General features: G+C 67.1%; 21 protein-coding genes. 14 read left to right on the plus strand and 7 right to left on the minus strand.

Annotated elements, in window-relative coordinates; all coding sequences use genetic code 11:
* Positions 1-4: 4 nt before the first annotated feature.
* The 3 genes from A3OK_RS0104675 to pdxH all read right to left on the minus strand — a co-directional run bounded on the left by A3OK_RS0104675 (position 5) and on the right by pdxH (position 2,675).
* Positions 5-1,204 carry a hypothetical protein gene (locus A3OK_RS0104675; RefSeq protein WP_019903774.1) on the minus strand — a complete coding sequence of 400 codons (1,200 nt, stop codon included), beginning with the start codon at positions 1,202-1,204 and terminating at the stop codon, positions 5-7.
* Positions 1,197-1,919, minus strand: a complete 723-nt coding sequence (locus A3OK_RS0104680; protein ID WP_036302148.1) for an SDR family oxidoreductase — start codon at positions 1,917-1,919, stop codon at positions 1,197-1,199. Before A3OK_RS0104680 ends, A3OK_RS0104675 begins: the two co-directional genes overlap by 8 nt.
* Positions 1,920-2,096: 177 nt before the next feature.
* Entirely contained in the window at positions 2,097-2,675 is a 579-nt protein-coding gene (gene pdxH, locus A3OK_RS0104685) for a pyridoxamine 5'-phosphate oxidase (protein WP_026596939.1), read from the minus strand.
* A gap of 177 nt (positions 2,676-2,852) precedes the next feature.
* Here pdxH and A3OK_RS0104690 point away from each other — a divergent pair, with 177 nt between their 5' ends.
* The 4 genes from A3OK_RS0104690 to A3OK_RS0104705 all read left to right on the plus strand — a co-directional run bounded on the left by A3OK_RS0104690 (position 2,853) and on the right by A3OK_RS0104705 (position 6,618).
* Complete coding sequence (locus A3OK_RS0104690) at positions 2,853-3,380, plus strand: RT0821/Lpp0805 family surface protein (RefSeq protein ID WP_026596940.1); 528 nt, start codon at positions 2,853-2,855, stop codon at positions 3,378-3,380.
* A gap of 182 nt (positions 3,381-3,562) precedes the next feature.
* The gene (locus tag A3OK_RS0104695; RefSeq protein ID WP_019903778.1) at positions 3,563-4,501 is read left to right on the plus strand and encodes a DnaJ C-terminal domain-containing protein; all 939 of its coding nucleotides are present in this window, start codon (positions 3,563-3,565) and stop codon (positions 4,499-4,501) included.
* Positions 4,502-4,614: 113 nt separating this feature from the next.
* On the plus strand, positions 4,615-5,460 hold the full coding sequence (fabI, locus tag A3OK_RS0104700) for an enoyl-ACP reductase FabI (RefSeq protein ID WP_019903779.1): 846 nt from the start codon (positions 4,615-4,617) through the stop codon (positions 5,458-5,460).
* A gap of 102 nt (positions 5,461-5,562) precedes the next feature.
* Complete coding sequence (locus A3OK_RS0104705) at positions 5,563-6,618, plus strand: hypothetical protein (protein ID WP_019903780.1); 1,056 nt, start codon at positions 5,563-5,565, stop codon at positions 6,616-6,618.
* A 178-nt stretch (positions 6,619-6,796) separates the two neighbouring features.
* Here the strand turns inward: A3OK_RS0104705 and A3OK_RS0104715 are convergent, their stop codons facing one another.
* Positions 6,797-7,786 carry a polyphosphate kinase 2 family protein gene (locus tag A3OK_RS0104715; protein WP_019903782.1) on the minus strand — a complete coding sequence of 330 codons (990 nt, stop codon included), beginning with the start codon at positions 7,784-7,786 and terminating at the stop codon, positions 6,797-6,799.
* Between the two features lie 196 nt (positions 7,787-7,982).
* On the opposite strand from A3OK_RS0104715, the gene A3OK_RS0104720 reads away from it, so the two are divergent.
* Positions 7,983-8,567, plus strand: a complete 585-nt coding sequence (locus A3OK_RS0104720; RefSeq protein WP_026596941.1) for a histidine phosphatase family protein — start codon at positions 7,983-7,985, stop codon at positions 8,565-8,567.
* 153 nt (positions 8,568-8,720) lie between these two features.
* Positions 8,721-12,833, plus strand: coding sequence for a Pls/PosA family non-ribosomal peptide synthetase (locus A3OK_RS0104725; protein ID WP_026596942.1), 4,113 nt, complete (start codon positions 8,721-8,723; stop codon positions 12,831-12,833).
* Positions 12,834-13,103: 270 nt separating this feature from the next.
* Here A3OK_RS0104725 and A3OK_RS0104730 read toward each other — a convergent pair whose 3' ends face one another.
* Positions 13,104-13,760, minus strand: a complete 657-nt coding sequence (locus tag A3OK_RS0104730) for an alpha/beta hydrolase (protein ID WP_019903785.1) — start codon at positions 13,758-13,760, stop codon at positions 13,104-13,106.
* Between the two features lie 265 nt (positions 13,761-14,025).
* On the opposite strand from A3OK_RS0104730, the gene A3OK_RS0104735 reads away from it, so the two are divergent.
* The 8 genes from A3OK_RS0104735 to A3OK_RS0104770 all read left to right on the plus strand — a co-directional run bounded on the left by A3OK_RS0104735 (position 14,026) and on the right by A3OK_RS0104770 (position 21,891).
* On the plus strand, positions 14,026-15,186 hold the full coding sequence (locus A3OK_RS0104735; protein WP_019903786.1) for a cysteine desulfurase family protein: 1,161 nt from the start codon (positions 14,026-14,028) through the stop codon (positions 15,184-15,186).
* Between the two features lie 75 nt (positions 15,187-15,261).
* Complete coding sequence (gene sufB, locus A3OK_RS0104740) at positions 15,262-16,731, plus strand: Fe-S cluster assembly protein SufB (protein ID WP_019903787.1); 1,470 nt, start codon at positions 15,262-15,264, stop codon at positions 16,729-16,731.
* Between the two features lie 192 nt (positions 16,732-16,923).
* On the plus strand, positions 16,924-17,676 hold the full coding sequence (gene sufC, locus A3OK_RS0104745; RefSeq protein ID WP_019903788.1) for a Fe-S cluster assembly ATPase SufC: 753 nt from the start codon (positions 16,924-16,926) through the stop codon (positions 17,674-17,676).
* A gap of 1 nt (position 17,677) precedes the next feature.
* Positions 17,678-19,150 carry a Fe-S cluster assembly protein SufD gene (gene sufD, locus A3OK_RS0104750; RefSeq protein ID WP_019903789.1) on the plus strand — a complete coding sequence of 491 codons (1,473 nt, stop codon included), beginning with the start codon at positions 17,678-17,680 and terminating at the stop codon, positions 19,148-19,150.
* A gap of 13 nt (positions 19,151-19,163) precedes the next feature.
* Positions 19,164-19,628, plus strand: coding sequence for an endonuclease domain-containing protein (locus A3OK_RS0104755; protein ID WP_019903790.1), 465 nt, complete (start codon positions 19,164-19,166; stop codon positions 19,626-19,628).
* Positions 19,625-20,869 carry a cysteine desulfurase gene (locus tag A3OK_RS0104760; RefSeq protein WP_019903791.1) on the plus strand — a complete coding sequence of 415 codons (1,245 nt, stop codon included), beginning with the start codon at positions 19,625-19,627 and terminating at the stop codon, positions 20,867-20,869. The genes A3OK_RS0104755 and A3OK_RS0104760 overlap by 4 nt, the downstream gene beginning before the upstream one ends.
* 109 nt (positions 20,870-20,978) lie before the next feature.
* Positions 20,979-21,359: an SUF system Fe-S cluster assembly protein gene (locus tag A3OK_RS0104765; RefSeq protein ID WP_019903792.1), complete on the plus strand. Its 381-nt coding sequence runs from the start codon at positions 20,979-20,981 to the stop codon at positions 21,357-21,359.
* A gap of 154 nt (positions 21,360-21,513) precedes the next feature.
* Complete coding sequence (locus A3OK_RS0104770; protein ID WP_019903793.1) at positions 21,514-21,891, plus strand: iron-sulfur cluster assembly accessory protein; 378 nt, start codon at positions 21,514-21,516, stop codon at positions 21,889-21,891.
* Positions 21,892-21,921: 30 nt separating this feature from the next.
* On the opposite strand, the gene A3OK_RS0104775 is transcribed toward A3OK_RS0104770, so the two are convergent.
* Both A3OK_RS0104775 and A3OK_RS0104780 read right to left on the minus strand, forming a co-directional pair.
* Positions 21,922-22,989, minus strand: a complete 1,068-nt coding sequence (locus A3OK_RS0104775; protein ID WP_019903794.1) for a GGDEF domain-containing protein — start codon at positions 22,987-22,989, stop codon at positions 21,922-21,924.
* Between the two features lie 115 nt (positions 22,990-23,104).
* Complete coding sequence (locus tag A3OK_RS0104780; protein ID WP_019903795.1) at positions 23,105-24,691, minus strand: DEAD/DEAH box helicase; 1,587 nt, start codon at positions 24,689-24,691, stop codon at positions 23,105-23,107.
* Positions 24,692-24,952: the final 261 nt, after the last annotated feature.

Below are 24,952 nucleotides of genomic sequence, written 5' to 3' on the forward strand. Positions count from 1 at the left end.
GGGTTCACGGTTGCGGAGAGATGAGCGCGACGCGCCCGTCGGCGAGGCCGACGAGGAGGCGCGTGCGTGCGCCCTGGCCGATGGCGGCGACACCGAAGGCGGCAAGGCCGGGCAGAGGGATTCGCCTCACCTCGCGGATGCCGTCCTTCAGGGACAGGATCGCGAGAGCGCTGCGGTCGGCCACCGGCAGGGCGAGTTCCGGGACGCCATCCCCATCGGCATCGAGGACGGACGCGAGATCGGTCCCGCCCTCGCCCGGCGACAGGTCGGTATAGCCGGTCGCCTCGCCGGCAAGGCGCAGGGCATTGGCGTCATAGGTCCAGATTTGGAGGATTCCGGCCCCGTCGGGTGCCGCCACCGCGGCGATCTGGGGCCGTCCGGCCGCCGAGAAATGACCGATCGCCGCGACCTTCAATGCCTGCCCCCCCGGTCTCGTGGCCTGGACGGGGCTCCGGGCGAGGATGGACCAAGCCTTGTCGGTCTCCGCCGAGGGCTTGCCGGGCTCTGCCGAGGGCTTGCCGGACTCCGCCGCGGATTTGCCGACCAGGGCCAGGGCCGATCCGCCGTCCTGCGACGTCACCGCCACGAAAACCGGCCGGCCGTCCATCAGCGCCACCACCGGGCGGCGCAGGGCGAAAGCCGCATCGGAACCGGCCGAGACGGCGGTGGTGACGATGGGGACGGGCTTCGGGTCCGCGCTCATCCCAATTGGCTGGCGCTCGCGGATGGTGAGCGTGCCGGCGCGCTCGGGCTCGCTGGCATTGGGACGAACGGGTTCGGACAGGTGGGCGCTGACCGGGCCGAGGGTCGCGCGGCGGGAGCCGGCGATAGCGCCGCGCGGGGTCTCCGATGCGGCGAGCCCCTCCACGGCTTCGGCACCGAGCAGAATCGTCGCGACCTTGCCATCGCTGAATGTCAGGGCGGCCCCGCCCTCGTCGCCCCATATGACGGCGATGGGCACATCCTCCACCACCTCGCCCTTCAATCCCTTGGGGCGGGCGAGAGGGAGAAGACCCGACGTCGCCACCGCCAGGGAGACCTCGCTGCCGGGTCCGCGCATGGCGCGGGCCGTGAAGGGCAGGTCGAGGATCGTCACCACAGGGTCGGTTTTGACGGGTTCCGCCTGGACGGGTTCGGCGCTCAGGAGCGAGACGGCGAGGATTGGAGCCGCGAGGAGCGCCGAGAGCGCACCTCGTTCAGACATGCTGGCCGCCGTTGATGTGCAGCTCGGCACCGTTCACGTAGGACGAGGCTTCGGTGCACAGGAAGTAGATCGCCTTCGCCACCTCGTCGGGCGTGCCGAGGCGGCGCTGCGGGATGCCCGCCACGATCTTGTCGGTGCCCGGCGACAGGATCGCCGTATCGATCTCGCCGGGCGAGATCGCGTTCACGCGGACGCCGAGGGGTCCGAAGTCGCTGGCCATCTCGCGGGTGAGGCCGGCCAGGGCCGCTTTCGACGTGCCGTAGGCCGCCCCCGCGAAGGGATGCACGCGGGAACCCGCGATCGAGGTGACGTTGACGATGGAGCCCTTGGCGCGGGTGAGTTCCTCACACAGGCCGCGTGCCAGGAGCAGGGGCGCGAAGACGTTGACCTGGAACACCTTGCGCCAGTCGCCGAATTCGGTGGCAATGGCGCCGAGGCGCTCGCCGTTGCTGCCCTTGGGCGAGATGCCGGCATTGTTGACCAGCGCGTGGAGCAGACCGCCCTCTTCGGCCAGGCGCCCGGCGACTTCCGCCACGCCGCGCATCGTATCCTCGGGGTCGGAGAGATCGACCTGGAGGTGATCCTCCGGACCCATCTCCCACGGGCAGTTCTCGGGAAAGGCGTGGCGGGAACAGGTGATCACCCGCCAACCGGCCGCGGAGAAGCGCTTGACCGTGGCGTGGCCGATTCCGCGGCTCGCGCCCGTCAGCAGCATGATGCGACGGCGTTCGTTGCTCGATGTGGCCAAGGCCGTTCCTTCAGGATCGGGAGGCGGTAAACACTCGAAAAAACCGCCGTGCCGTGCCCAGGTCTAAGCCGCGCCGACGGGGAAATCCAGGGTCGATCCCGCGGCGCAGCAAGGCTGGAACCCTTCCAGAAAGCGCCCCTTTCCTCAAGGATAGAGCCTGGCCCCGCTCCAGCCGCCGCCGGACCTGGTGAAGCGGACGCGGTCATGGAGCCGGTAGGGTCCATTCTGCCAGAACTCGATCGAGACCGGTGCGATGCGAAAGCCCGTCCAGTTTTCCGGCCGCGGGACCGGCTGGTCCTCGTAGCGGGACGACAGGGCGGCGACCTCCGCCTCGAGGGTGGCGCGGTCGGCGAGGGGGCGCGACTGGCGGCTGGCATGTGCGCCGATCCGGCTCTCGCGGCGGCGGCTGGCGAAATAGGCATCCGCTTCCTCGGCCGTCACAGGGCTCACGGCTCCGCGCGCGCGGACCTGCCGGCGCAGGCTCTTCCAGTGCAGAACGAGCGCGGCCTGCGGATTCTGCGCCAGTTCCTCGCCCTTGGCAGAGTCGACGTTGGTATAGAAGACGAAACCGGTTTCATCGACGCCCTTGAGCAGGACCATCCGGACGTCGGGAAGGCCATCGGAGCCGGCCGTGGCGAGCGCCATGGCGTTGGCATCCTCCGATTCCGAGCGCTCGGCCTCGCCCATCCAGGCGGCGAACAGCGCCCAGGGGTCTGTGGACAGCGTGAAGTCTCCACCGGGCCCGAGCGGGTCGGGGAGGGGTGGGACAGCGCCGGACGCGGCCGGCTCATCGATCCTTAACCGATCCAAGGCGTAATCCTGTTGGTGAGATCCGGGTCGGGGGCACCGACGTGGGACACGATTTGTCGTTGTTCGAGTCACGTCGTGAGAACAGGTGTAATGCGTCGGAGCGAGAGTAAAGCCCAACCTACCCTCACCCGCGCCATCGTCGCACCCCGGCCCGCTCGTGCCCGATGCGCAGCCGTGCTGGCCTCGGGCAGCGTGGTCTTGGCCTTGTCGCTGGCCGGCTGCGGCATTCCCATTCTCACGTTTCAGAGTGAGACCAAGGAAGAGCCGGCCGTGACGGTCCCGGAGCCCCTGGTCACGGGCAGCATCGACAAGCGCCCGAAGAGCTTCGGCGGCGAGATGTCCGACGAGGATTGGCGCCGGGCGCATGCGGCCCTGGCGGTGGCGCTCGATCCGCAGGGCAACGGCCGCCCGGTCAAATGGGACAATCCGGATTCGTCCTTGCGCGGATCGATCAGCCCGACCGGCCTTCCCTATGTCGCCAACGACCTGATCTGCCGGGACTTCCTCGCCTCGGTCATCGCGCCCGTCCGCAGCCGGTTCGTTCGCGGCACCGGCTGCAAGCCCTCGGGCGGCGAATGGGAGTTGACCCGCGTCCGCATGGCAAAATCGAAGGCTTAAGGCCTAGATCGTCCGATGCCGGGGATCGTCCGGCGGACCAGCGGGTTGACGCGTGGATCGAACCGACGAATCCTGTCGGACGACCGTTGCAGAGAAGCAACAGCCATTCCACATAGCGGATGACTTCGACAGGGAGCGGGCATGAGCCCGGCCCCGTGCGGCACCGAGACCGATATCAGACGATGCGCAATCCCTACGACGTTCTGGGTGTGGCCAAGGGCGCCAGCGAGGCCGACATCAAGAAGGCCTATCGCAAGCTCGCCAAGGCCTATCATCCCGACACCAACAAGAACGACGCCAAGGCGAAAGACCGCTTCTCAGAAGCCAACAGCGCCTACGAGATCGTCGGCGATGCGACCAAGCGCGCCCAGTTCGACCGTGGCGAGATCGATGGCGACGGGAAGCCGCGCGCATCCGGGTTCGAAGGGTTCGGCGGCTTTGGCGGCGGCCCCGGTGGCGGCCGTGCCTCGGGATTCGACTTCGAGAGCGCGGCACGCAGCCGGGCCGGCGGCGGCGGGATCGGCGAGGACATCTTCTCGCACCTGTTCGGCGACACGTTCCGCGGCGGCGGAGGCGCGGGCCCCGGCGCCCGAGGACCGATGAAGGGCGAGGATCTCGCGGCCGAGCTTTCCGTGACCCTGGAACAGGTGGCGAGCGAGGAGAAGCTGCGCATCTCCCTCGGCGCGCGCGACGTGGACGTCGTGGTACCCAAGGGCGTCGTGGACGGGCAGACCATCCGCCTGCGCGGCCTCGGTGGGGCCGGCGGTCCGCGCTCTTCGCCGGGCGATGCCCTCCTGACCATCCGCATCCTTCCGCATCCGCGCTTCTCCATGGAGGGGGCGGACCTGCGCACGTCCGTGGACCTGCCCCTCGAGGATGCGATCCTCGGCGGCCCGATCCGGGTCCCCACGCTGAGCGGCGCCGTGGAGATGCGCATCCCGGCGATGACGAGTTCGGGTCGGACCTTCCGTCTCAAAGGCAAAGGCCTTCCGAAGAAGGACGGCACCCGCGGCGACCTGTTCGCCACCACGGCGATTTCGCTGCCCGCGGGTGAGGACGAATCCCTCCTCGCCTACGCTAAGAACCGCCGGGCGGCGCGCACCGGCTCTGGACAGGTCTAGGCTCGGACTTCCGTCACCGGCACACCTCCGCTAAGGATGCCTCGGCGCGAGCGCTTCCCCCGGCTGCGGATGGGTCCGCTCCAGCGCGCGACAGCCTCTCGCTCAGGTGACTCATGGCGGACACGAACCCGGTACACGATCACGTCGGCGGCTTGCTCGCCGGAAAATGCGGTCTGGTGCTCGGTGTCGCCAATAACCGGTCCATCGCCTGGGGCATCGCCAAGAGCGCCCATGCCCATGGGGCCAAGCTCGCCTTCAGCTACCAGGGCGATGCCCTGAAGAAGCGGGTCGAGCCCCTGGCGCGCGAACTCGACGCCCATGTGGTCGGTCATTGCGACGTCACCGACGGCGCTTCGATCGACGCCGTGTTCGCGGAGGCGAGCCGAGTCTTCCCGCAGGGGATCGACTTCGTCGTCCACTGCATCGCCTTCTCCGACAAGGACGAGTTGACCGGCCGCTACGTCGAGACGTCGGAGGCGAACTTCACCAAGTCGCTGATGATCTCGTGCTACTCGTTCACGGCGGTGGCCCAACGGGCCGAGAAGCTGATGCCCAATGGCGGCTCGCTCCTCACGCTCACCTATTACGGCGCCGAGAAGTGGATGCCGCATTATAACGTGATGGGCGTCGCCAAGGCCGCGCTCGAAGCCTCCGTGCGTTATCTCGCCGCCGATCTCGGCCCCTCGAAAATCCGCGTCAACGCGATTTCCGCCGGGCCGATCAAGACCCTGGCCGCGTCCGGCATCGGCGACTTCCGCTACATCCTGAAGTGGAACGAGTACAACGCCCCCTTGCGTCGTACCGTGACCATCGAGGAAGTCGGCGAGACCGCCTCCTACCTCATCTCCGACATGTCGCGCGGCATGACCGGCGAGATCCTGCATGTGGATGCCGGCTACCACGTGGTCGGCATGAAGAACCCAGAGGCGCCGGACCTGAGACTCGACAGCAAAGAGTGAGGCTCGCCATGTGCGGGAGCGCTCCGCGCCGGAGGCGTCCCTTGGATTAGGCGGGGTGTCTCGATCCGCTCCGAGGCCGCTACCCGCCGAGGGCCCGCCTCCATGAAATCCAGGCCCACCTTCGATGACGCCGCGGCCGCCGGTATCATCACCGCCGAACAGGCGCGGGCGCTCGCTTCGTTCTACGCCGCGAGTTTGCACGCTGCGAAGCCCGGGCGGGCCGTGTCCTTCGATCTCGCCCACGTGCTCTGGTATGCCGGGGCCCTCGTCGTCATCGGTGCGATGGGCCTGTTCTCGACCCTGGCCTTCGGCCTGATGGGCGGTCCGGCCCTCACGGCCACCGCCTTGTTCTATGCGGCCGTCTTCATCGCCGCCGGACAATTTCTCCGCACCACCCGCGACCTGCCGGTCCCCGGCGGCCTCCTCGTCGCCTGCGCCGTCGCGATGACGCCGCTCGCCGTCTACGGCCTGCAGGAGAGCTGGGGTTGGAGCGGGCACGGACGGCCGGGCGCCTATCGCGAGATCTTCGCCTGGATCAAGGGCGGCTGGGTGCCGATGGAAGCGGCGACGCTGGTGGCCTCCGCCATCGCCCTTCGCGTCACGCGCTTCGGCTTCATCACCCTGATCGCGGCGGTGTCGTTGTGGTTCCTGTCGATGGATCTTGGCGCCTGGGCCACGAGCCCGGACCTCGATTGGGAGACCCGGCGGACGATTTCGCTCTGGTTCGGTCTCGGCCTCGTCGCCTTCGCCTGGGCGGTCGATCTGCGCCAGAAGCAGGCGGATTACGCGTTCTGGCTCCATCTTTCCGGCATCCTCACCTTCTGGGGCGCGGTGACGTGGCACCATTCCGACAGCGAGGTCGCGAAAGCGCTCTACGCCCTGATGAATGTCGGCCTGATCGGCTTCGCCATCTTCCTCTCGCGCCGGATCTACGCGGTGTTCGGCGCCATCGGCGTCGCGCTCTATCTCGGCGATCTGGCGAGCCGGGTCTTCCGCGACTCTCTGCTCTTCCCCTTCGCCCTGTCGCTCATCGGCCTCGGCATGATCGGGCTCGGCATCCTCTATCAGCGCAACGCCCGGCGGGTCGGCGGCACGATGACCCGGGCGCTGCCGGCGAGACTGACGCGCTGGCGGCCCGACCACGCGGATCGTGCATGAGCGATTTCGTCAGTCGTCGTCGGTTTTCGCGAACGCCCCCGACAGCGTCTGCGCGCCGATCAGGGTGGCACCGTCCCGCTTGATCACTTGTGCGGAGTGCCGGCGCCTTCGACGACACCGAGACCATCGAAGCGCGTGCGATCCATGAAGGCATGGCACATGCGCTTCGTGCTTGAGATCAATCGGGTACGGTCAGCTCAGCGATGCCCGGCTGGGCGTCGGGATAGCGCGGGTCCATCGCCTCGAGGGTGTTGGCGATCGTGCGGGCGACGAGGAGGTTGCGGTACCATTTCCGATTGGCGGGCACCACGTGCCAGGGTGCGTGCGAGGTGGAGCAGCGGCTCAGGGCGTCGGTAAAGGCGGTCTGGTAGGCGTCCCAGGATTCGCGCTCGACGAGGTCGGCCGCATCGAACTTCCAGTGCTTCTCCGGGTCCGCGATCCGCGCCTCCAGCCGCTCCTTCTGCTCCTCCTTCGAGATGTGCAGGAAGAACTTGAGGACGGTGACGCCCGAGAGAGTCAGCATCCGCTCGAAATCGTTGATGAGATCGTAGCGCGGTCGCCACACGCCCTCCGGCTCCAGGGATTTCACCCGCACCACCAGCACGTCCTCGTAATGGCTGCGGTTGAACACGCCGATCATGCCGCGCCCCGGCGCCTTGGCGTGGTAGCGCCAGAGGAAGTCATGGTCGCGCTCCTCGGCGCTCGGCACCTTGAACGACCAGACCCGGCACCCCTGCGGGTTCACGCCCTCGAAGACCGAGCGGATCGTCCCGTCCTTGCCGCCGGTATCGATGGCCTGAAACACGACGAGGAGACTGCGCCGATGCTCGGCATAGAGCCGTTCCTGCAACTCCTGGATACGGCCATGCTCGACGACAAGGGCTTCCTTGGCCGCCTCCTTGTCGAGACCGCCATCGGAATCGGCGTCGATGGCGCCCAGATCGACCGCCTCCCCCGGTTGCACCGTAACGATGCCCGAGGCGGCGCAGGAGGCGAGGGCGGCCGTATCGATCGGAGCTCCGCGCGCGGCGTGACGCACCGCCGAGCGGGCCCAGGCGGCGGAGGACGGAGGTTGGTCCGATTCCGAGCGACGAGGGGGCAGTTCCCGCTTATGCCCGCTCTCTTCGCCCGATTGGCCCGAATGCCGCTTGCCGTGCTTCTTCGACATGATCACACTTCGCCTTATACGATATTCAATCGATGCAGCGGGCACGGCACCGGTGAGCCGCCTTTTTTCAGGAAAGGGCGTCTGCAGATGCCCGTAGCGCATGGAGCAACCTTGAGCGCGACAACGATCCGCAGCCTTGGCCGTTCCGGCCTCGCTTCGTCCGAAGCGGGCCGGCGCGCATGAGCGCTCCTGTCGCATGACGGTGTATTTCGTTCGACATGGCCAGACCGACTGGAACGCGGCAGGCCGGCTCCAGGGCCAGCGCGACGTGCCCCTCAACGCCACGGGACGGGGCCAGGCCGAAGCGGTGGCCGAACGGCTGAAGGCCGTGGCGGGAGCCGACCTCGCCGAAGCCGAGTTCGTGGCAAGCCCACTCCTGCGTACGCGGCAGACAATGGAGGTGCTCCGAGCCAGCCTCGATCTCGCTCCGGGCGACTATGACGTCGACGACCGCCTGATGGAGATCAATTTCGGCAGTTGGGAAGGCTCGACCTGGGCCGAGATCCGCCGGCGCGATGGCGGCAGCGCCCTGGCGCGGGATCGGGACCGCTGGGGTTATCGCCCACCCGGCGAGCGTTCGGAGAGCTATGCCATGCTGGTGGAGCGAGTGAGGCCGGCGATCACGGACCTGCGCCGGCCAGCGGTGATCGTCGCGCATGGCGGGGTCGCCCGCGCCATCCTGGTGATCCTTGGCTATGCCAGCATCCGTGAGGCCCCGCGCATGGGCATCCGCCAGGGCAGCGTGCTCGTCCTCGATCAGTCCCGCTGGCGTTGGGCCTGAATCCCTTTCTCCGCGAAGGGCGGTTCTAGGCGGGTCCGCAAACGTGCTAGACGGCGCGACCAAATCAGGGGCGCCGCGATTTCGGCACGATCCGGGCGCCTACCCGGTCAAAAGGACGGTCTCGCAGCGGTGGGACCGGCAGCGGAGCATCGGATGAGCAGTCTCGCCGAGACAACCCGGCCTCGGGCAGAGTCGCTTCTGGACAAGACAGGTCCGGATGAGACGACGTCGCGGAGCGGCGCCGGAGTGCCTGGGCGGAAGGCCGTCCTGCGCGGGGAGAGCCGCCCGGACCTCATACGGAACGAGGTTCTGGGGGAGCTCTTCGCCGAGAGCGCCCGGCTTCGCCCCGACCATCCGGCCATCGTCGACGGTGCGACCAGGGATGCGGCGGGCCGCCATCCGAAACTCTCCTATGCCGACGTCGCCTCCCGCGCCGGCGCCATCGCCCGCGGCCTCGCCCATCGTGGGATCGGCCCCGGTGACGTTGTCGGTCTCTGGATGGCGCGCGGTCCCGATCTGCTGATCGCCCAGATCGGCATCACGATGTCGGGAGCGGCGTGGCTGCCTTTCGATGCCGAGGCGCCCGCCGACCGCGTCGCCGTCTGTCTCGACGATGCCGCAGCGAAAGCGCTGCTGGTCTCGCCCGCGCTCGCGCCCCAGGCGCCATCCGGAACCCCCGCCCTGACGCCGGAGGCGCTCCTCGCGCAGGTGCCGGTGGACGCGCCTCGTCCCGACCCGCGTGCCGCCGGCCTCACGCCCGCGCATCCGGCTTACCTGATCTACACCTCCGGCTCGACCGGCGTGCCGAAAGGCATCGTCATCAGCCACGCCAATATCTGCCACTTCCTCCGGTCTGGAAACGCCATCTACGGCATGCGCCCCGACGACGTGGTGTTCCAGGGCGCCTCGGTGGCGTTCGATCTCTCCATGGAGGAGATCTGGGTTCCCTACCTCGTCGGCGCGACGCTGTTCGTGGCGAGCCCGGCGATGATGGGCGATGTCGAGGCGCTGCCCGACATCCTGACGCAGAACCGCATCACCGTCCTCGACACGGTCCCGACGCTGCTCGCCATGCTGTCGCAGACGCTGCCGAGCGTCCGCCTCGTGCTCCTCGGCGGCGAGGCCCTGCCGGAACCGTTGGTCGCCCGCTGGGCGACGGGTTCGCGAAAACTGTTCAACACCTACGGTCCGACCGAAGCCACGGTGGTGGCGACCGCCGCCGAGATGCGTCCGGGGGATCCCGTCACCATCGGCGGACCGATCCCGAACTATTCCGTCTACGTGGCCAGCGAGAGCCTGGAACTCCTCGAGCCCGGCCAGCAGGGCGAACTCCTCATCGGCGGCCCCGGCGTGGCAGGCGGCTATCTCCAGCGGCCTGAATTGACGGCGGAGAAGTTCGTCGCCAACCCGTTCTCCTCCGATGGGACCGACCCGGTGCTCTATCGCTCGGGCGACGCGGTCTCCCTCGACCCGCTGGATCGGATCGTCTTCCACGGGCGCATCGACGACCAGGTGAAGATCCGCGGCTTCCGGGTGGAACTCGGCGAGATCGAATCCCGCATTCAGGCCCAGCCCGGCATCAACCAGGCGGCCGTGGTCCTGCGCCAGGACGACGGCGTCGACCGCCTCGTCGCCTTCCTGATCCCTGAGCGGGGGACGGAGTTCGACAAGGCGCACCTGCGCCAGACCCTCGCCGAACAGATGCCGCCCTACATGGTGCCGGGACATTTCGAGGTGGTGGAGGTGCTGCCGCGCCTGACCTCGGGCAAGGTCGACCGCAAGGCCCTGCGCATCGCGACGCTCACCGTCGCCGACCTCTCCGGCGAACAGGAACTGCCGCAGAACGAGACCGAGGCGGCGATGCTGGCCGCGGCCAAACAGGTCTTCGGCAACCAGCCGATCCCGTTCGAGGCCGACTTCTTCACCGATCTCGGCGGCCATTCACTGCTCGCCGCCCGCTTCGTCGGCGCGGTGCGCGAGGCGCCGGCGCTGGCCGCGATCACGCTGCAGGACGTCTATGGCCGGCGCACGCTGCGGGCGATGTCGGAAGCGCTGATCGAGCGCACCGGCGGGGTCGGCACGCAGATGGCCGTGCGCGACCTCGGCTTTTCCGCGCCGCCGCTCCTGCGCCGTTTCCTGTGCGGGACCGCTCAGGCGGTCGCCTTACCATTCGTGATCGCCCTCGCGACCTCGCAATGGCTCGGCATCTTCGTCACCTATCTGCTGCTCACCGGCGGCTCGCTCGGCTTCTTCGGCGAGATGGCGGTCTTGCTCCTCGTCTATATCGGCATCAACGCCGTCACGGCCTCCATCGCCGTCGCCGCCAAGTGGCTGATCCTCGGGCGCACCAAGCCCGGCCGTTACCCGCTCTGGGGCGTTTACTACTACCGCTGGTGGCTGACGCAGCGGCTGACCCCGCTGGTCCACGTCAAATGGCTCCAGGGCTCACCCGCCATCGCCATCTACCTGCGCCTGCTCGGCGCCAAGATCGGCGCCGACGCGCTCATCTCCGACATCGAAGTCGGGGCGCCCGACCTTCTCAGCGTCGGGGAGGGGGCCTCGCTCGGCGGCCGCCTCGTCATCGCCAATGCCGAGGTGATCGGCAACGAACTCGTCATCGGCCCTGTCAGCATCGGCGCGGACGTCGCCATCGGGACCTCCTGCGTCATCGGCCCCGATACGACGATCGGAGATTTCGCAGAGATCGCCGACCTCACCACGATCCCCACCGGCACGGTGGTGGAGCGCGCCGAGCAATGGGACGGCTCACCCGGCCGCAAGGTCGGCATGGCCGATCCCGACGACCTGCCGCAGCCCGCGCAGGCCTCGCCACGTCGGCGTGCCGGGTTTCTCGCCGTCTATGCCTTCCTGCTGGCGGCGATCCCGGCCGTCGGGCTGCTGCCGATCTTCCCTGCCTTCTACATCTTCGATCAGCTCAGCGATTCGCTCAGCGACATCACCGATATCGACTATCATTGGTATCTGCCGCTGCTGACCTGGCCCACCGCCATGCTGATGACGGCGGGCACCGTGCTCCTCATCGCCGGCATCCGCTGGCTGGTGCTGCCACGGGTCTCGTCCGGCACCTACTCGATCCATAGCGGCTTCTACCTGCGCAAATGGGCGGTGGCGCTGGCCGCGGAAGTGACCCTCGAGACGCTCTCCTCGCTCTTCGCCACGGTCTACATGAGGGCCTGGTACCGGTTGATGGGCGCGCGGATGGGGCAGGGGGCGGAAATCTCCACCAATCTCGCCGGGCGCTACGATCTGGCCGATATCGGCGCCCGCAACTTCATCGCCGACGAGGTGGTGTTCGGCGAGGAAGAGGTCCGTCGCGGCTGGATGCACATGCATCCGGTGAGCACGGGCCCCCGCGTCTTCGTCGGCAACGACGCGGTGGTGCCGCCGGGCGCCGTCATCCCCGAGGACATGCTCGTCGGCATCAAGTCGAAGCCGCCCGCCAACGATCTGATGGCGCCGGGGGACACCTGGTTCGGCTCGCCGCCGATCAAGCTTCCCTCACGCCAGAAGGTCGATCTCGGCTCGGACGCGCAGACCTACGAGCCGGGCATGGGACCGAAGCTGCGGCGCGGCATCTTCGAGGCGTTCTCGACCTCGTTCTCGCCGATGCTGTTCATCACGCTGGCGATCTCGGCGATCGACTTCTATTTCTACCCCGCCATCCTGGCGCAGGACTGGACCGGGCTCGCCGTCAGCTTCATCGCCGTCAGCGTCGCCATCGCCTTCATTCAGTCCTTCACCGTCATCGGCGTGAAGTGGCTACTGATGGGCGTCTACGAGCCCGGCATGCGGCCGATGTGGTCGTGGTGGGCCATGCGCACCGAGGCCGTGGCCGTGCTGTACTGGGGTCTGGCCGGCAAGGTGCTGCTCGAACATCTCGTGGGCACGCCGTTCCTGCCCTGGATGCTGCGCCTGTTCGGCGCGAAGATCGGCCGGGGCGTCTGCATGCTCACCACCGACATCACCGAGTTCGACTGCGTCACCATCGGCGACTATTCGGTGATCAACCGGACCTCGGCGCTCCAGACCCATCTCTACGAGGACCGGATCATGAAGGTCGGTCGGGTCGTGGTGGGCGAGGGCGTCTCCGTGGGCGCGTTCTCGACCGTCCTCTACGACACCAAGGTCGGCAATTACGCGCGCCTGCGCCCGCTCACCATCGTGATGAAGGGCGAGTCGATCCCGAGCCATTCGGAATGGGAGGGAGCGCCGGCGGTGCCGGTGCTGCACATGCCGAGGAACTGACGCGGAAATCCAACACGAAAGGCGGCGGGCCATTGGGCACGCCGCCTGTTGCATATTCCGTTATGGCCGCTTCTCGCCGAGCCATGCGGAAACCTTGGCCGCCCCGCGTCCGACTCGACTCACACGGTCTCGGAGTAGGGGTTCGGTGACACCGGTTTCCCAGGCCTCGGCAGGCTGATTGGACTCGGATTCTCGGGTCCACCACGTTCCAGACCATCGCCTGAAACAAGCCCTGCACGCCCGAGATCGCTCCGAACGAAGCCGCCGGCCTCAGCCCGCCTGGTCTTTCGGACCGAGCCGCTTGTCGAGATAGGTGTCGACCGTCTGGGTCAGCTCGTCGACTTTGCCGTCGAAAAAGTGGTTGGCGCCTTCCACCATCTGGTGTTCGATGATGACGCCCTTCTGGGTCTTCACCTTCTCGATCACCGGCATCACCTCGCGGGCCGGAGCTACGCGGTCCTCGGAGCCGTGCACGAACAGGCCGGAGGACGGGCAGGGGGCGAGGAAGGTGAAGTCGTAGCGGTTGGCCATGGCCGCGATCGAGATGAAACCTTCGATCTCGGGACGGCGCATCAGCAGCTGCATGCCGATCCACGAACCGAACGAGACACCGGCGATCCAGCAGGCCCGCGCCTCCGGGTTGACCGACTGCACCCAATCGAGGGCCGAGGCGGCATCCGAAAGCTCGCCCGTACCGTGGTCGAACGCGCCCTGGCTGCGGCCGACACCGCGGAAATTGAACCGCAGAGCGGCGAAGCCGCGATTGGCGAAGGTGTAGAAAAGATTGTACACGATCTGATTGTTCATCGTTCCCCCGAACTGGGGGTGCGGATGCAGCACGATCGCGATTGGCGCGCCCTTCTTCTTGGGAGCTTGGTAGCGCCCTTCGAGACGGCCGGCGGGGCCGGTGAAGATGACTTCGGGCATGGTCTTTCCAAAACTCCTGGCGCCGCTCGGTGAACGCAACCCATCCTGTCGGCCAACGCGCCTTGACTCGCTGCGCCGCACTCTTAAAAACGCTCTTAGAATAATTCTAGGTCATTAGAACTATTCTAAACTAGATCGTATCGAGAGAACTCGGATCGGTCGCCCCACGAAGCTCGGCGCTTGGCGAAGACGTGTCGTGCCGGCGCCTTAGCATGATGACGGGGGGCAAGAGCAAGGAAATGTCGGTTCGGGCCTTGACCAACGCATGACTATTTCGCGCGCCTATCTCGACCACAACGCGACATCTCCGGTTCGTCCGGAGGTGGCGGCTGCGGTCGCGCGCGCGCTGGAATTGCCGGGCAACCCCTCGTCGATCCATCGTGAGGGTCGTGCGGCGAAGGCTGCACTGGAGGCGGCGCGCGACCATCTCGCCACCCTTGTCGGGGCCGGCCGGGGCCGTATCGTCTTCACCAGCGGCGGCACCGAGGCGGCGAATGCCGTCCTGTCGGGCGCATTGACGAAAGTCGGACATCCTGCGCCGACGCGTCTTCTGATGAGCGCGACCGAGCATCCTTGCGTCGCCGCCGGGCACCGGTTCTCATCGGGAGCCGTCGAGATCGTGCCAGTCGACGGGGCCGGCGTCCTCGATCTCTCCGCATTGGAACGGAGCCTGGACCGCCTGAGCGACGAGGCGGTGCTGATCTCGGTTCACGCCGCCAACAACGAGACCGGGGTGATCCAGCCCCTGGCCGAGATCGTTGCCCTCGCCAGGGCGCATGGTCGCGCGCTGGTCCATAGCGACGCGGTGCAGGCCGTGGGGAAGATGCCCCTGGATTTCGAGGGACTCGGCCTCGACGCGCTGACCCTGTCCGGCCACAAATTCGCTGCGCCGAAGGGCACCGGCGCGATCGTTCTCGCCGAGGGCGTCACGCTGGAACAGGCGTTTCTGCGTGGCGGCGGTCAGGAGGCGCGCCAGCGCTGCGGCACGGAGAACCTGCCGGGCCTCGTCGGCCTCGGCGAAGCCGCGCGCATCGCCATGGCGCAGCTCGCCGGAAACGATGCAGGCCTGCGTGACGCGGTCGAGGCCACCCTGCTCCGGATCGCCCCGGATGCCGTGGTGTTCGGGAGCCGTGCACCGCGCCTTCCCAACACCCTGTGCTTTGCCGTACCTGGCCTCGATGCGGCGACCGCACTGATGGCGCTGGATCTCGCCGGCATCGCGATCTCGTCCGGGTCGGCCTGCTCGTCCGGCAAGGTTTCCCGCTCACCCGTTCTGGCGGCGATGGGGGTGAGCCCCGCGCTGGCTGCGGGGGCGCTCCGCGTCAGTTTCGGTTGGAACAGCACGGAAAGCGACGGGTCACGCTTCCTCGCGGCCTTCGAACGGCATGCGGCGACCCTATATCAACGGCGAGGGCAGGCGGCCTGAAGCGCTGCACATCCCAAGCCATCCTCTCGCGAAAACCCCCGGCCCTTGACGCCGGTGTAGGTCAGGAGACGTGCAATGCCTGCAGTGCAGGAAACCATCGATCGGGTCCGCTCGATCGACCTCGACCAGTACAAGTACGGGTTCGAGACCACGATCGAGATGGAGAAGTCCGAGAAGGGCATCTCCGAGGACGTCGTGCGCTTCATCTCGGCCAAGAAGGGCGAGCCCGAATGGATGCTGGCCTGGCGTCTCGACGCCTACAAGCGCTGGCAAACCATGAAGGAGCCCGAATGGGCCCGCGTCGAGTACGACAAGGTCGATTACAAGGACATCTACTACTACGCTGCGCCCAAGCGACCGGCGGCGATGTCCCTCGACGAGATCGACCCGGAAATCCTGAAGACCTACGAGAAGCTCGGCATTCCCCTGCGTGAGGTCGAGGTGCTGGAGGGCATCGCCCCCGAGCGCCGGGTCGCCGTCGACGCGGTGTTCGATTCGGTCTCGGTCGCCACCACCTTCAAGGCGGAATTGTCGAAGGCCGGCGTGATCTTCATGCCGATTTCGGAGGCCATCCGCGAATACCCAGACCTCGTGCGGAAGTATCTCGGCTCGGTCGTGCCCGTGACCGACAACTTCTTCGCGACCCTGAACTCGGCCGTCTTCTCCGACGGCTCGTTCGTCTACATTCCGCCGGGCGTTCGCTGCCCGATGGAGCTCTCGACCTATTTTCGCATCAACGAGCGCGATACCGGCCAGTTCGAGCGCACGCTGATCATCGCCGACAAGGGAAGCTACGTCTCGTATCTGGAGGGCTGCACCGCCCCGAAGCGCGACGACAACCAGCTCCACGCCGCCGTGGTCGAGCTCGTCGCTCTCGATGACGCCGAGATCAAGTACTCGACGGTGCAGAACTGGTACCCGGGCGACAACGAGGGCAAGGGCGGCATTTACAACTTCGTGACCAAGCGCGGCGATTGCCGGGGCAATAACTCGAAGATCTCGTGGACGCAGGTCGAGACCGGCTCGGCGATCACCTGGAAGTACCCCTCCTGCATCCTGCGCGGCGACAATTCGCGGGGTGAGTTCTACTCCATCGCGGTGTCGAACGGCATGCAGCAGGTCGATTCCGGCACCAAGATGATCCATCTCGGCAAGAACACGACGAGCCGGATCATCTCGAAGGGCATCTCGGCCGGGCGTTCGCAGAACACCTACCGGGGCCTCGTCTCGGCGCACCGGAAGGCGACGGGCGCGCGCAACTTCACCAATTGCGACTCGCTCCTGATCGGCGACCAGTGCGGCGCGCATACCGTGCCGTACATCGAGTCCAAGAATTCGAGCGCCCAGTTCGAGCACGAGGCCACCACTTCGAAGATCTCGGAAGACCAGATGTTCTACTGCCAGCAGCGTGGCCTCTCCAACGAGGAGGCGACCGCGCTGATCGTCAACGGCTTCGTCCGCGACGTGCTGCAGCAGCTGCCGATGGAGTTCGCCGTCGAGGCCCAGAAGCTGATCTCGATCAGCCTCGAAGGCTCGGTGGGCTGAGCCGGCGCAACCACATCCAGCGCGCACTTCCCCTCTCCCCCTGCGGGAGAGGGTGGCCCGCGAAGCGGGTCGGGTGAGGGGAGCGCGTTTTCCGGAGAGGTCGCCCCTCTTCCGCCTGCTCCGCAGACACCCTCCCCCGCAGAGGGGGGAGGGTTCGCGATCCAACGATTCGAGACTTAGGACTACGCTGCAATGATCGAAATCAAGAACCTCGTGGTCGCCATCGAGGACAAGCAGATCCTCAACGGCCTCAACCTCACCGTGAACGACGGCGAGGTCGCCGCCATCATGGGGCCGAACGGCTCGGGCAAGTCGACCCTGTCCTACGTCATCGCCGGAAAGGAGGATTACGAAGTCCTCGACGGCGAGATTTTGCTGGATGGCGTGAACATCCTCGAAATGTCGCCTGACGAGCGCGCCGCCTCCGGCGTCTTCCTGGCCTTCCAGTACCCGCTGGAGATCCCGGGCGTCGGCACCATGACCTTCCTCAAGGCGACCCTGAACGCCCAGCGCAAGGCGCGCGGCGAGGGCGAGCTCTCGACCCCCGATTTCATCCGCAAGGTGAATGCGGCAGCCGAGAAGCTGGAGATCAACAAGGAAATGCTTCGGCGCGCCCTCAATGTCGGGTTCTCCGGCGGCGAGAAGAAGCGCATGGAGATCCTGCAGATGGCCCTGCTGGAGCCGAAGTTCTGCGTCCTCGACGAGACCGATTCCGGCCTCGACATCGATGCCCTGCGCATCGTCTCCGAGGGCGTGAACGCGCTGCGGGCGCAGGGGCGCTCGTTCCTCGTGATCACCCACTACCAGCGCCTCCTCAACCACATCGTGCCGGACGTGGTCCACGTGATGTCGCAGGGCCGCATCGTGAAGTCGGGCGGCAAGGAACTGGCGCTCGAACTCGAAGCCTCCGGCTATGCCGAGTACCGCACGGACGAGGCCGCCTGAGATGGCCGACATCACTCCGCTCCGCTCCGCGGCCGAGACCGGGCTCTCCAAGCTCTTCGAAGCCACCAGAATGAAGTACCCCACGGGCGTCTCGATCGCCCGCGAGGAGGCCTTCCGTTACTTCGAGGCGGTCGGCCTGCCGACCCGCCGCGTCGAAGCCTTCAAGTACACCGACCTTCGCAGCGCGTTCCGCGATGCGGCGCATCCGGCCGAGATGCCGACGGCGGAGGTGGCGAAGGCTGCCGTCGCCGAGGCCAAGGGCTTTGCCGGAATCGAGGCCGCGCGCCTCACCTTCGTCAACGGCCACCTGATCGCGGACCTCTCCGACCTCGGCCGCATCCCGGCCGGCGTCACCGTGACCCCGCTGACCCAGGCGCTCACCGAGGGCCATGCGCTCCTCGACCAGCTGACGCCGGTGCGTCAGGCCTCCGAGAATCCGATCTATCAGCTCAACACCGCCTTCCTGGCGGATGGCGCGCTGATCGCGGTGGAGGCCGGCGCCCAGGTCGATGCGCCTCTGCACCTGCGCTTCATCGCCACCGGCTCGGAGGCTTTCTCCACGGCCACCCGCACCCTGGTGGTGCTGGGAGAGGGCGCCGAGATCACGATCCTCGAATCGCATGAAGGACCGGACGGCGTCGCCTTCCAGCCCAACGATGCCCTCGACGTCGTGATCGCCGACAAGGCCACCTTCCGCCACGCCCGCCTCAACGCCGAGGGCCGCGAGGCCGTGGCGCTCTCGACCCTGTCGGCGAAGCTCGGGGCGGACGCCTCGATCGAGACGGTGAACGTCGTCGTCGGCGGCGTCCTCTCGCGCCATCAGGTCTACCTGAGCTTCGCGGGGGCGGACGCCAAGGCCGTCGTCAACGGCGCGGCCATGCTCAACGGCCGGCAGCTCGCCGACACCACCTTCCTGGCGGATCATGCGGCCACGGGCGGGCTCAGCCGAGAGCTGTTCAAGACCGTGGTGGACGGTGAAGCCACGGGCGTGTTCCAGGGCAAGATCATCGTCCAGCAGGCTGCCCAGCAGACCGACGGCAAGATGATGTCCGCCTGCCTCATCCTGTCCGACGAAGGGCAGATGATGAACAAGCCCGAGCTGGAGATCTTCGCCGACGACGTCGCCTGTGGCCACGGCGCCACCTGCGGCGCGCTCGACGAGGATCTGCTGTTCTACCTGATGCAGCGCGGGCTGCCGAAGGCCCAGGCCGAGAGCCTGCTGGTCCAGGCCTTCCTCGGCGCGGCTGTCGAGGCGGTCAGCCACGAGGGCGCGCGCGAGGCGCTGGTCGGCACCATCGAGGCCTGGCTCGCGGCGCGGGGGGGAGAAAAAACCCTCCCCCCTCTGCGGGGGAGGGTGCCTGCGGAGCAGGCGGGAGAGGGGAGCGACGATTCCGGATCGCGCGCTCCCCTCATCCGACCCGCTGACGCGGGCCACCTTCTCCCGCAGAGGGGAGAAGGACCCGCACGACGGTAAAGGAACACGATCCATGGAGCCGCCGCCGAGGCTGAACGACATCGCGCCCCACCTGCGATCCTTCGCGCGCGAGCAGCGCCGATTGATGACCCGGGCGGAAGCCCTGTTCTGGGAGCAAGTCCGAGGTCGCCGCTTCAACGGTCATAAGTTCAAGCGGCAGGTTCCAATCGCGCCCTACATCGTCGATTTCCAATGTGTCTCGGCGCGGCTGGTCATCGAACTCGATGGCGAACCACATGAAACCGAAGCGCGGAAAAACCATGATGCCCAGCGCGACCTTTGGCTCGCCAAGCAAGGCTTCCAAGTCCTGCGCTTCCCGAACGACCTCGTCCTCGACAATCTCGGCGCTGTGATGAGCAGGATCGAGCAAGCCATCGAAGGGCAGCGCCGCCCCTCTCCCGCCTCGCTCCGCGAGGCACCCTCCCCCGCAGAGGGGGGAGGGTCGCGCACGCTGGACCTCCAACAGGTTTCGCCATGAACGCACCCGTTCTCACCCAGCCCTACGACGTCGAGGCGATCCGGGCCCAGTTCCCGATTCTCTCCCAGACGGTCTACGGCCGGCCGCTGGTCTATCTCGACAATGCGGCCTCGTCGCAGAAGCCGCGCGCCGTCATCGACGCCATGGTGAACTGCATGGAGACGGGCTACGCCAACGTCCATCGCGGGCTGCACTTCATGGCGAATGCCGCCACGGAAGGGTTCGAGGGCGCGCGCGAGACCACGCGGCAATTCCTCAACGCGGAGTCCACCGACGAGATCATCTTCACCCGCAATGCCACCGAGGCCTACAACCTCGTGGCCTCGTCCATGGGATGGGCCGGCCTGATCGGGGAGGGGGACGAGATCATCCTCTCGATCATGGAGCACCATTCCAACATCGTGCCCTGGCACTTCCTGCGCGAGCGGCGCGGTGCCGTGATCAAGTGGGCGCCGGTGGACGACGCCGGCAACTTCCTCGTCGAGGACTACGAAAAACTGTTCACGCCCCGGACCAAGATGGTGGCGATCACCCACATGTCGAACGTGCTCGGCACGGTGACGCCGGCCGCCGAGATCGTGCGGATCGCCCATGCCCACGGGGTGCCGGTGCTCCTCGACGGGGCGCAGAGCGCGGTCCACCAGCCCATCGACGTGAAGGCGCTGGATTGCGACTTCTTCGTCTTCACCGGCCACAAGGTCTACGGCCCGACCGGCATCGGCGTGCTGTACGGCAAGAAGGAATGGCTGGACCGGTTGCCCCCCTATCAAGGCGGCGGCGAGATGATCCGAACCGTGTCGCAGGACACGATCACCTACAACGATCCGCCGCACCGCTTCGAGGCGGGCACGCCGGCGATCATCGAGGCGGTGGGCCTCGGCGCCGCCCTCGAATTCATGATGGGTGTCGGACGCGACCGAATCGCCGCACACGAGGCCTCGCTCCTGGCCTATGCGCAGGAGCGACTGGGAGCGATGAATTCCGTGCGGATGATCGGCACCGCCAAGGACAAGGGCGGCGTCATCGCCTTCGAGATGAAGGGGGCCCACGCCCACGACATCGCGACGGTGATCGACCGCTACGGCGTCGCGATCCGGGCTGGAACCCATTGCGCCATGCCGTTGCTGACGCGATTCGGTGCGACCTCCACCTGTCGCGCCTCGTTCGGACTGTATAACACCAAGGACGAGGTCGATGCTCTCGCCGAGGCGCTCGCCAAGGCCGAGATGATGTTCGCCTAACCCTATCCGGTGGCGCAAGACGCCGCCAGCGCGACAGCGCGCCGCCGCTCATGCGGCGAACATCGCGGATCGGATGCGATCCGCGATCATCGTCAGAAGGATCGACACTATGAGCGACGCCGCCATCACCGGAGGGGCCAACACCCCCGCCATCGCCAGCGACTCGGCGATCCCGCCGGAAGAGCTCGACCGCCTGACGGACGACATCGTCGCGGCGCTGAAGAGCGTCTACGACCCCGAAATCCCGGCCGACATCTACGAGCTCGGCCTGATCTACAAGGTCGACATCGCCGACGATCGCAAGGTCGCCATCGATATGACGCTGACCGCTCCCGGCTGTCCCGTGGCCGGCGAGATGCCGGGCTGGGTCGAGACGGCGGTCGCCGCCGTGCCCGGCGTGCAATCCTGCGCCGTGACGATGGTGTTCGATCCGCCGTGGGACCAGAGCCGCATGTCGGACGAGGCCCGCGTCGCGCTTGATATGTGGTAGGCCGACCTCCGGGATCACGTCGCGCGCGATATCGGGGCGAAGCCGGCCCCGGTGCAACGCACGGCAGTGGACCGCGGCCTCCGCCATCCTTATCTTAACGACGTAGCTTCATCCTCAACCGCCCGGGCCTTGAACCCGGTTGCCGGAGAGACCCATGCTCAAGAGTTTCAAGGTCCTGTCCCTGACCGATGCGGCGGCGGACCGGATCAAGGCCATCATCGCGGATGCCGACAAGCCCATCGCAGGCCTGAGGGTCGGCGTGAAGAACGGCGGCTGCGCCGGCATGTCCTACACGATGGAATACGCGGAAGGCCGCAACCCCGGCGAGGATATGGTGGAGGATCGCGGAGTGACGGTGTTCGTCGACCCGAAGGCGGTCCTGTTCCTTCTCGGCACGGAGATGGACTTCAAGACGACGAAGCTGTCGTCCCAGTTCGTGTTCAACAACCCGAACCAGACCTCGTCCTGCGGCTGCGGTGAATCGGTCGCGATCACGCCGGCCAATCCCGAGATGCTCCGCGCTTCCGCCTGAGGTCGGAGTAGGCTCAGCCTGCGGAGGCACTCACGCGACGGCCGTGAGCGCGTCCATCGCGACGCAGGAATCGTCCACGGTCCGGTTGCGACCATCGCGCTTGGCCATGAACATGCACTGGTCGGCGCGCTCGAGCAGCGACACGGCGGTGTCGCCCCGTCGCGACGTGGCAACACCGAGCGAGATCGTCACCTTGCCGAGCGATTCGCCCGTGGTCCGCTTCACCAACTCGCGTCCCATGACGCTGGCTCGGACCTTCTCGGCGATCGCGACGGCTGCGGCACGGTCGGTCTCCGGCAGAAGAATTCCGAACTCCTCGCCGCCGAAACGAGCGAGGGTGGCACGTGCCTTGAGATGCTCGCGCATGACGATGGCCACGAGGCGCAGCACCTGATCGCCCGTGAGATGGCCGTAGACGTCGTTGAATCGCTTGAAGAAATCGACGTCGATGACGATCAGGCTGGAGGGCACGGCCTGGCTGGCGGCGCCATCCACCATCTTGCGCAGGCTCTCCTCGAAATGCTTGCGGTTCGACAGGCCGGTGAGGGGATCTGTGAGACTCTCAAGCCGCGTCGCTTCCAGCGTCTCGCGCAAGGTCTCGATCTCGCTGCGGCTCTCCCGCATGCGTGCTTCGAGGGTCTGATTGTTGGCCGTGACTTCCCGGGTCGTCGACACGAGGGTCGTGATGATCTCGCGCACGCGGACGCGGTTCTGGTCGGAGACATCGAGATCGCGCGACAAGGCCTGGAGCGACTCGCCGTATTGCGTGGTCGAGCCGAGGGAGAGGTCCATCACCTCCATGATACCCTCGATCTCGGCCAGCATGTTCGTGCTCATCCGCTCGGTCGCGGCGACGAGGCGGCGGCTGTCGACATAGGTCTCGTAGAGGGAATCCACGTCGGCGTCGGAGAGGCTGCCGTTCTCCGTGGTCAGCCTCTTGATCGCATCGTTCATCAGGGGCTGCACGCCCGATACGTAGGTGTACCAGACGGTGTAGGCTTGAGGAGTCGCCGAGGAGCCGTAGTCACGCATCAGCACGTTGGCGCGGTCGGCCAGAGCGAAGGTCCGCTCCCTGTCACCGTAGCTTCCGTGGCTCATCAACCCGCCCGCTCCTGATCCGGCATCGAGGACATCGAAGGCCTGGGAGCGCACGCTACCTGACCGATGATGGAGATGCGGTTAAGGTAGCGGGAACAGTTTGGGGATCGACGCGTTACTTCGCCTTTTTAATCACGGCTGGACGCAGAAGAAAGGCCGGCACATGCTCCCCGAGGCCGAGGGGCGTGTCACCGTCCTCGTCTTCGCGGCGGCGTGATGACGGCCGGCGTTCCTCGCGGGAACGATCGGGAGCCGCCTTGCGATGATCCTGGTTACGCTGATCTTGATGACGCTGATCCTGGGGCGGTCGCGACGGCTCGCGCCGGCGAGGAGCCTCACGCGGGGTCTCGGCGACCTCCTCAGGAGCCGCGGTCTCTGCGACGGCCTCGACCCGTGCAGGCTCCGACCGCCGGGCGGGCTGGCGCTCGCGGGACGATGAGCGCTTGCCCTCGGGCTTCGCCGCTTCCGAGCGGCCACTTTCACCGCCGCGCGAGCGTCGCGCGGAATCTCCGCCGCGTCCGCGATGCCGCGTCCGGGTCTCTTCACCGGCATCCGGCGACGGCTCCGCCAGGGTGCCGAGATCGCCCTCGGCCCATCCAATCGGCTGTCCGATCAGGCTCTCGATCGCGGTCACCGAGCGCTCGTCCGAACGGGTGACCAGGGTAAAGGCATGGCCGGCGCGGCCGGCGCGGCCGGTACGGCCGATCCGGTGCACGTAGTCTTCCGGATGGTGCGGGACGTCGAAATTGAAGACGTGGCTCACGGCCGGGATGTCGAGGCCACGGGCGGCGACGTCGCTCGCCACCAGCAGCGGCACCTCGCCGGAGCGGAAACCGTCGAGGGCGACGGTGCGCGCGCGCTGGTCCATGTCGCCATGAAGGGCAGCGACGTTGAAGCCATGGCTCGCCAGCGACTTCTGCAGCAGCGCTACGTCGCGCTTACGGTTGCAGAAGATGATGCCGTTGTTGAGCTCGGCCTCGCCGCGAATGAGCCGGCGCAGGAGATCGCGCTTCTCATGGCCCTCCGACCCCGCCGCCACGAGCTTTTGCACGATCGTCGCCGCCGTGGAGGCGGGACGCGCCACCTCGATCCGCTGCGGGTTGTGCAGGAACACGTCCGCCAACCGCTCGATCTCCGGTGGCATGGTCGCGGAGAAGAACAAGGTCTGGCGCGTGAACGGCACCATCTTCACGATGCGCTCGATATCGGGAATGAAGCCCATGTCGAGCATGCGGTCGGCCTCGTCGATGACGAGAAGCTCGACGCCGGTGAGCAAGAGCTTGCCGCGCTCGAAATGGTCGAGCAGACGGCCGGGGGTCGCGATCAGTACGTCCGCGCCGCGCATCAGCTTGGCGTCCTGCTCGGCGAAGGAGACGCCGCCGATGATCAGAGCCACGTTGAGCTTGTGGTTCACACCGTAGCGGTCGAAATTCTCCACCACCTGCGCGGCGAGCTCTCGGGTCGGCTCGAGGATCAGGGTCCGGGGCATGCGGGCGCGCGCCCGCCCGTTCTCAAGCAGGGTGAGCATCGGAAGGGTGAAGGCGGCGGTCTTGCCGGTCCCGGTCTGGGCGATGCCGAGCACGTCGCGGCGCGCCAGAACGTGCGGGATGGCTTGAGCCTGGATCGGCGTCGGGTCCGTGTAGCCCGCAGCCGTGACGGCCTGGAGGACCTTGTCGCTCAATCCGAGGTCGGCAAAAGACATATGCTGATGAGAACCGTTGCGCGCGGGAACTCGTACCGATCCGCGCGGAGAAGATCGTCGTGGGCTAGGCTTCCAGGTCCGTTCGAACACACGACCAGCCGCGCACACGCGTTGCGCGGACACTTAGAGCCTTGAGGTGTCTTGTCAATCGACCACTTGGCCGCCACCCTCGCTTATCCGGGCGGATCGAGACGGCCGCCGAGGCGCGGACAGGCCTCTTCACGGGATCGTCATGGCACATGCCCTGCTTGGTCCAGCACG

The organism is Methylobacterium sp. 77 (genome assembly GCF_000372825.1).
Classification (GTDB): Bacteria; Pseudomonadota; Alphaproteobacteria; order Rhizobiales; family Beijerinckiaceae; genus Methylobacterium.